Origin of the sequence: Bariatricus sp. HCP28S3_D3 (genome assembly GCF_052065755.1) — a bacterium.
Classification (GTDB): domain Bacteria; phylum Bacillota; class Clostridia; order Lachnospirales; family Lachnospiraceae; genus Allocoprococcus.
On the sequence record NZ_JBQHTK010000057.1, the window covers coordinates 1 to 7,532 of the forward strand.

The following is a 7,532-nucleotide window of genomic DNA, read 5'->3' on the forward strand; positions in this document are numbered from 1 at the left end:
GTGCAGTAATGCATGGAGCTGACTGTTACTAATCGGTCGAGGGCATAACCTGAGCAAACAGGCAAGAAGCGGAAAAGCATGAGTGGAAGAGACGGGAAGGATGCTTGCATCAGGAGCGGATCTTACAGGAATGCGTGTCCATTTGTTACCAAATGGACAATGAGAGAACGAAGTTCTCAAATGGTTTCCGCGGAAAGTAAGTTTGAAATGGTAGGATAGGAAAGAAATGGATGGAGAGATAAAACTTTGTATGTGGTTTTGAAGGTATATAAAGAGAGATAGCTGCAGACTTTGGTGACAAGGTTTGCAGTTTTTTCGTATATTATTATTTAAAATAAGGAAGGAGAGGAAAATGGGTTTTTTAAGTCAGTTTTTGAAATATAAAAGCATTTGTATTCAGTGTCATAACAATCCGGATCCAGATGCGCTGGCATCTGCTTTAGGTTTGTATACATTTTTTACTGACCATGGAATAGACACTAGAATTGTGTATGGCGGCAGACAAAGTATAAAAAAGAAAAATTTACTTTATATGATGGAAGTATGCGAGATTCTGGCAGAACATATTGTAGAACTTCCAAAGACAGAACTTCTGATGATGGTTGATGCGCAATATGGTCAGGGGAATGCTCAGATATTTGAGGCTTCAGAAATTGCAGCCGTAGATCACCATACACTTTATATGGAAAAAACAGATAAAACATTTATAGATAATACATATCAAAGCTGTTCGACGATAGTATGGGAATTGTTGAAAGAGGAAGGCTATTCTGTTAAAGATAACAGAAAATTACGCATTGCATTTCTTTATGGATTGTATACAGATACTTCTTCTTATGTAGATCTTTATAAAGAAAAGGATTGTGCTATGCGTTCGGAATTACGCGATGACTATCCGGAACTGGAACGTTTGAAAAAGTCGTGTATGACAGTTGGGGATTTAATGATTGCCGGTGATGCTTTGAATAATTGTTATTTTAATACAGAAAGAAGGTATCTGATTATTTCTGCTATGCACTGTGAACAATCTATTCTTGGAATCATTGGTGACATGGCGATTATGGTTGATGCCGCCAAAGTATCCGTTTCATTTACCGATGTGGACAATGGATATCAGATTTCGGTTCGAAGCTGTGACTGGGATTATCCGGCAAATATTGTAGCAGAAAAATTGTGTAAAAACATCGGTAATGGCGGCGGTCATAAAGATAAAGCCGGAGGAAATATTTCAAAAGAATTGATGAATGAGAAATATGGTCAACAGGAAATCACAGATGTGATTATACAGAGAATGAATGAGATCATGTAAGAAAATAATTTTATACACGGTTAAAGAATTAAGATGATAAAAGTATTGGAATATTTGGAACAGGAAAGGATAAAGTTAGAATGAGACAGGCATTATTTTTTGACATTGATGGAACCATTCTAAGCGAGATAACAAAAGAGATACCGCAAAGCACCTTCCGTGCATTATCAAAGGCGAAGGAAAATGGTCATTTGTTGTTTATAAATACCGGGCGAACAAGGTGCACACTTCCGATTAAGATTACAGAGATGCCTTTCGATGGCTTTTTGTGCGGCTGTGGCATTTTTCTTACATATGGAGATGAAATTTTTTATAAAAAGAATTTACCGTCAGCACGGGCAGACGCGATTGCAAAAATGGCGGGAGAGTGCCGGATCGATGGTGTGTTTGAAGGTGTTGAAGATGTTTATTTTTCAAAATTTGCATCAAGATTTGAAGATATAGAAGCTCTGAGAACAAAGATGAAGAAAAGGGGACTGGGGCAAAAACGTTATCTTGAAGAGGGTGGATGTGCATATGACAAGATGTATGTCATGACCGACAACAAAAGTGATAAAGAAAGCTTTTTTCATTTCATAGAAAGAGATTTGGATATAATTGACCGGGAGAATGGAGCATACGAGTGTGTACCGAAAGGCTGCTCGAAAGCAACAGCGATCCAGATGGTTCTGGATAAATTCCATTTGTCCAGAGAGCAGTCATATGTATTTGGGGACAGTGAAAATGATCTTGCAATGTTCCGGTATGCGGGGCATGCCATTGCAATGGAAAAACATAGTACGGCATTGGATCCCTATACAGAATTTGTCACGAAGGCTGTGGAAGAAGATGGGATTGACTATGCGATGAAGAAATTCAGATTGATATAGCAGTGTTAAGTGTAAAATGGAAAAACTGGAAAGAGGGGAACAAGGATGTTTCAGAAGAAGGTTGCGGTTATAACGGGCGGCGCGCATGGCATCGGAAAAGTGATTGCTGAAGAATTTCAAAAAGAAGGTGCGATTGTCCGGATCATCGATATTGCAGAAGGGAATCATTATGTCGGCGATATTGGTAAGAAAGAAGTTCTTGAAGATTTTGCCGATAAGGTCATAAAAGAAAATGGGCATATTGATTTCCTGATCAATAATGCGTTGCCATTGATGAAAGGAATCAATACATGTTCTTATGAAGAATTCGAATATGCGCTTGCTGTAGGAATTACGGCACCGTTTTATCTTACAAAATTATTTCAGCCTTATTTTGCAGACGGTGCTTCGATTATAAATATTTCATCTTCGCGGGACCGGATGAGTCAACCGCAGACTGAGAGCTATACGGCGGCAAAAGGGGGAATTGCTGCACTTACTCATGCACTGGCAGTCAGTATGGCAGGAAAAGTAAGAGTAAATTCCATCTCGCCTGGATGGATCGATACTGAATATACAGTATACGAAGGACCGGACGCATATCAACAGCCGGCCGGCAGAGTTGGAAATCCTAAGGATATCGCAAATATGGTTCTTTATCTGTGTTCGGATAAAGCAGGATTCATAACAGGGGAGAATATCTGCATTGACGGAGGTATGACGAGGCAGATGATTTATCATGGAGACTTTGGGTGGAAATTGGATAATTAAACTAGAGGTTCATTGTAATGCAATTAAAAAAACGTTATACTAAGGAAAAGACTTGGTATATGCCCATTATCAGGCAGCTTCGTATTTGAAGGAAAATCAGTGATTGAGAGAAAAAGAAAATTGTGCTACAATGAGCCTTATATAAAAACGACAGAACAATCTTAGGAGGCACAGAAAATGAAAGATCATATTTCAAGAGAAGATGCATTTGAGTTACTGAAAAAATACAACAAGGATTCATTTCATATACAGCATGCACTTACGGTAGAGGGAGTTATGAAGTGGTATGCCGATGAACTTGGATATGGAGAAGATGCCGAATACTGGGGAATTGTTGGGCTTCTGCATGATATTGATTTTGAGTTGTATCCGGATCAGCACTGTATCAAAGCACCGGAACTATTAAGAGAAGGCGGCGTGCAGGACGATATTATTCATGCAGTGTGCAGTCATGGGTATGGTATTACAGTTGACATAAAACCGGAGCATGAGATGGAAAAGGTTCTCTTTGCTGCGGATGAACTTACGGGATTGATCTGGGCGGCAGCATTGATGCGGCCGTCAAAGAGTGTGCAGGATATGGAAGTGAAATCGGTTAAGAAGAAATTCAAAAGTGCGAATTTTGCGGCAGGATGTTCCAGAGAAGTGATTCGGCAGGGAGCAGATATGCTGGGATGGGAGCTGGCGGATCTGATTGAGAAGACGATTCTGGCAATGCGTTCTTGCGAGACTTCTGTTGCAGAAGCTATGAATGCTTTGGAAGAATCAGAATCATAATATAAACGTTTGCGAAGAGGGGATAGATAAGCAGATGAAAAAAACGGATAAAAATGCCACGGATCAGATTGGTTATTATTTCCGGAAAGAAAAATGGCTTCTCCTGACTGTGACGATAACAGGTATTTTATATAATGTTGGAATGGTCGCAGGTCCCTGGTTCGAAGGACAGATGGTGCAGTATTTGTGTGATATCATCGGCGGCAAGAAAAGGCCGTCGGCAATGGTCAGCCTGGTGGTATGCTATGTGCTGACCATTTTTTTTGTACAGTTTATGCGATATCTTAAGCGGCTTTATGTTAGAAAATTTGCAAACAACATCAGCAAGAATATGAAAATGATATTATATCGGAATTTGTTGTATCAGAAGAACATAGAGAAGGAAGATGCGGGCACGATGATGACGAAGATCATCGCTGACGCGGATGCATGTGTGGAAGGAATGCGCAAATTTACGACGGAGATATTCGACACGGGAATCGTGATGATTGCATATTTTGTTATGCTGCTTTCCTATGACTGGAGACTTACGATCCTTTCCATGCTGTTTCCGCCGATTGCTTATATTCTCGCGGAACGACTAAAAGTAATTGTGACAAGAAATGTGCAACTCAGTAGAGAAAGCAGCGGGAGACTGAATGCCTCTACTCTGGAGCGAATCACCAATGCGCTGACATACCGAATCTATGGTCAGGAAAAGAATCGGAATGCAGAATATGAACTGTATCTTGAGGATTACGAAAAAAAGGCCGTTCGGGCGAATTTGTGGGAAAATGCGATGCAGCCGGTTTATCAGGTGATTTCGATGATTGGAACCGTGATGATCATATGGTTTGGAGGCAGAAATGTGCTCGGAACAGGATGGTTAGTCTGGAATATTGCTGCATTTTCTACTTTCTTTGCATGCTATAGGAAATTGGCTGTCAAATCCTCCAAGGCGGCAAAGCTATTTAATGCTGTACAGAAAGCACAGGTATCATGGAAACGTATTAAGCCATATTTGAAAGAGACTCAGGAAGAAAAATGCATAGAACATACGCAGGCCGCTCTGCTTGAAGTATCAGGGCTTACGTTTGCCTGGCCAGACCAAAATCCATTATTTACGAATGTTACTTTTAAAGGAAAGCCGGGACAGATTCTGGGAATTACAGGTGAAGTGGCATGTGGCAAATCAACACTTGGCAGAATCTTTACCGGAGAGCTGCCTTATGATGGAAAGATTGCTATGGGAAATATTTCGTTTGACGGAAAGGAAGGATACATAAGTGGAGTGGGGTATCTGGGACATCAGCCGGAGCTGTTTGACGGTACGATAGAAGAAAATATCTGTATGGGAAAGCCGGGAGATGTAGAAGAGGTGTTGCACGCGGTTTGTATGGATCGGGAAGTAGCGCTTTTGCCCGAGAAGACCCATACCCGGATCGGCAGCGGTGGCGTTCGGCTTTCAGGAGGACAGCAGGCCAGAATTGCACTTGCCCGAACCCTGTATCACAAAAAGCCACTTATGATTTTAGATGATCCGTTTTCGGCTGTGGATATGGAGACGGAAAAACAAATCTATGAAAATCTGCGTTTGTGGGGAAAAGATAGTATCATTCTGCTGATTTCACATCGTTTGGGACTGTTCCCTAAGTTTGATCAGGTGTTATGGCTTGAAAATGGAAAGGTTTATGTTGCCAGTCATGACAGACTTATGCAGGAAAAAGAACATTATCGTCTTCTGTACGAGGAACAGGAGAGAGGAGGCAATGCGTATGCAGAGTAAAAGGTCTGTGATGCATGTAATAAGCGAAACGATTTATAATAATAAATGGCTTAGTTTCACATTAGTATTGGCGATCGCAGGAACGATCGGAGCCGCGCTGCTTCCGCCGTTGGTTCTGGAACAGATTGTAAATCGTCTGGCAGAGCATGACAATGTGGGATTATCGATTGCTATAGGATATTTTTCTCTCATTGCTGTATTCGGCTTTCTGGAGGCTTTTAAAGAAAGTTTGATTACTGTCTTTGGACAGAGAGTAACACATAGGATCCGTTCTGCTATGAGTAAAAAACTTCTTCGTCTGCCGGCTTCTTATTATATCGAAAAAGAACCGGGAGTGACTGCTTCGCGTTTTGTAAATGATGTTAATACAGTGGAAAGCTTATTTACATCGGGAGTGATCAGCATGGCATCGGATGTATGTAAGCTTGTCAGTATCGTTCTGATCATATTTTCTAGAAGCAAAGGACTGGGGATCATACTTGTCATAGCAACTCCGTATTTATTCTGGATGACTCGTATTTTCCAAAAAAGAATGTTGAATGCACAGATGGAAAGCCGTGTGGCTGTAGGAAGAACAAATCAGTTGATACCGGAAACTATGAAAAACATGCGCACGATACGGGTTCTTCACCGACAAAAATTCATGCAGCAGCGCTATGGAGATACGATTGAACAGGGATTTCGCGCGCAGGAACGATCCAATTTTTATGATGCTATTTATTCGCCGATTATCGTTTCTATTAGTGCATTGATCATCGGGATTATGATGGGAGCTTCCGGACAGGCGGGGGCAATACGGGAGTTTTTCGGAATGTCTGCCGGTACAGCCGCAGCACTGATTGCCTATGTAGGGAATTTCTTTGATCCGCTTGAAAATATAGGCATGGAAATTCAGAATATACAATCAGCAGCTGCTGGGGTACGACGAATCAATGAATTTTTTGAAGAAAAAGAAGAAAGTTGCGTTTCGAAATGTGACAGTGAAAATGTAGATGAGAATAAAAAATCAGCTGTCAATTTTTCAGGAGTATGCTTCCGCTATGGTGCAGATCAGCAGGAAATTCTGCATGATTTCAATATGACGATTGAAGAAGGAGAAAATGTTATCCTTACAGGTCGTACCGGTGTAGGGAAAAGCACATTGGTTAAATTGATTTCAGGACTATATCGACCTGACAAAGGGCGAATTACGATATTTGGGATGGAACCATGTTCGATTCCGGAAGAAAAGAGGCGATATTGGTTTGGTTATGTTGAACAACAATTCAGGATGATTCCGGGAACAGTTGCCGATCAGATTTCCCTGAAAGATCCTGATGTTTCCGAAAGTCAGATTGAAAATGCACTTGAAACGGTTGGCATATTGGATACTGTGCGCAATCTTCCAGATAGGATGGAAACCCAGTGTGATGAAAAGTTGTTTTCACAAGGGCAGTTTCAGCTGTTGTCTATTGCGCGAGCAATTGTTTTGAATCCTAAAATTCTTCTTTTAGATGAAATTACGGCTAATCTGGATTCGGGAACGGAAGAACAGATTATGAATGCATTAAAAAACGTCTCCCATAATCGGACAGTGATTTCGATATCACATCGTTTGTATAATAAAAGCAGAGAAAGAGAAATAGTAATCGGATAGAAGAATTAATATATCTAAATATTCTGAATTGAATGAAAAATAAAAACAGTATTGACAATTTCAAAATGAAGTGGTAGCATATGACTCGTTGACCGGACAAAGCTCAGAAATTAGACTCCGGGCAGCGGGTCATAACTGATTTCCGAAAGGGCTGAGACAGAGGCCAGGGGGCGGCATGCAGAAGTCTGATAAGAAAAAAGTTGTTGACAAACGTCGAAAGATGTGATAACCTATTTAAGCTGTCGCTCTGAAGAACAGAGTTCCGAAGAACGGATCGGCAAAAAAGAAAAATAAAAAAGTCTTGACAGAAGCTTGAAGATGTGATAATCTAATATAGCTGTCGCGAGACAGAGAAGAAAGAACATTGATAACTAAACAATAGACAACAACCCTGAAAATTCTTTAAGAGATTTTTCAAGAACGGTT

Annotated in this window: 6 protein-coding genes; all 6 read left to right on the forward strand. The window is 40.7% G+C overall.

Annotated elements, in window-relative coordinates:
* The first annotated feature begins 352 nt into the window (after positions 1-352).
* The 6 genes from ACTNB3_RS17345 (at position 353) to ACTNB3_RS17370 (ending at position 7,106) form a co-directional block, all read left to right on the forward strand.
* Positions 353-1,309, forward strand: a complete 957-nt coding sequence (locus tag ACTNB3_RS17345; protein WP_441027187.1) for a DHH family phosphoesterase — start codon at positions 353-355, stop codon at positions 1,307-1,309.
* Between the two features lie 80 nt (positions 1,310-1,389).
* Positions 1,390-2,178, forward strand: a complete 789-nt coding sequence (locus ACTNB3_RS17350; RefSeq protein WP_427820873.1) for an HAD-IIB family hydrolase — start codon at positions 1,390-1,392, stop codon at positions 2,176-2,178.
* Positions 2,179-2,223: 45 nt separating this feature from the next.
* Complete coding sequence (locus ACTNB3_RS17355) at positions 2,224-2,928, forward strand: SDR family oxidoreductase (protein WP_427820874.1); 705 nt, start codon at positions 2,224-2,226, stop codon at positions 2,926-2,928.
* 177 nt (positions 2,929-3,105) lie between these two features.
* Positions 3,106-3,705 (forward strand): HD domain-containing protein, encoded by a 600-nt coding sequence (locus ACTNB3_RS17360; protein ID WP_427820875.1) that lies wholly within the window; start codon positions 3,106-3,108, stop codon positions 3,703-3,705.
* A 34-nt stretch (positions 3,706-3,739) separates the two neighbouring features.
* Positions 3,740-5,470, forward strand: coding sequence for an ABC transporter ATP-binding protein (locus ACTNB3_RS17365; protein ID WP_441027190.1), 1,731 nt, complete (start codon positions 3,740-3,742; stop codon positions 5,468-5,470).
* Positions 5,460-7,106 carry an ABC transporter ATP-binding protein gene (locus ACTNB3_RS17370; RefSeq protein WP_441027192.1) on the forward strand — a complete coding sequence of 549 codons (1,647 nt, stop codon included), beginning with the start codon at positions 5,460-5,462 and terminating at the stop codon, positions 7,104-7,106. Before ACTNB3_RS17365 ends, ACTNB3_RS17370 begins: the two co-directional genes overlap by 11 nt.
* Positions 7,107-7,532 lie beyond the last annotated feature (426 nt).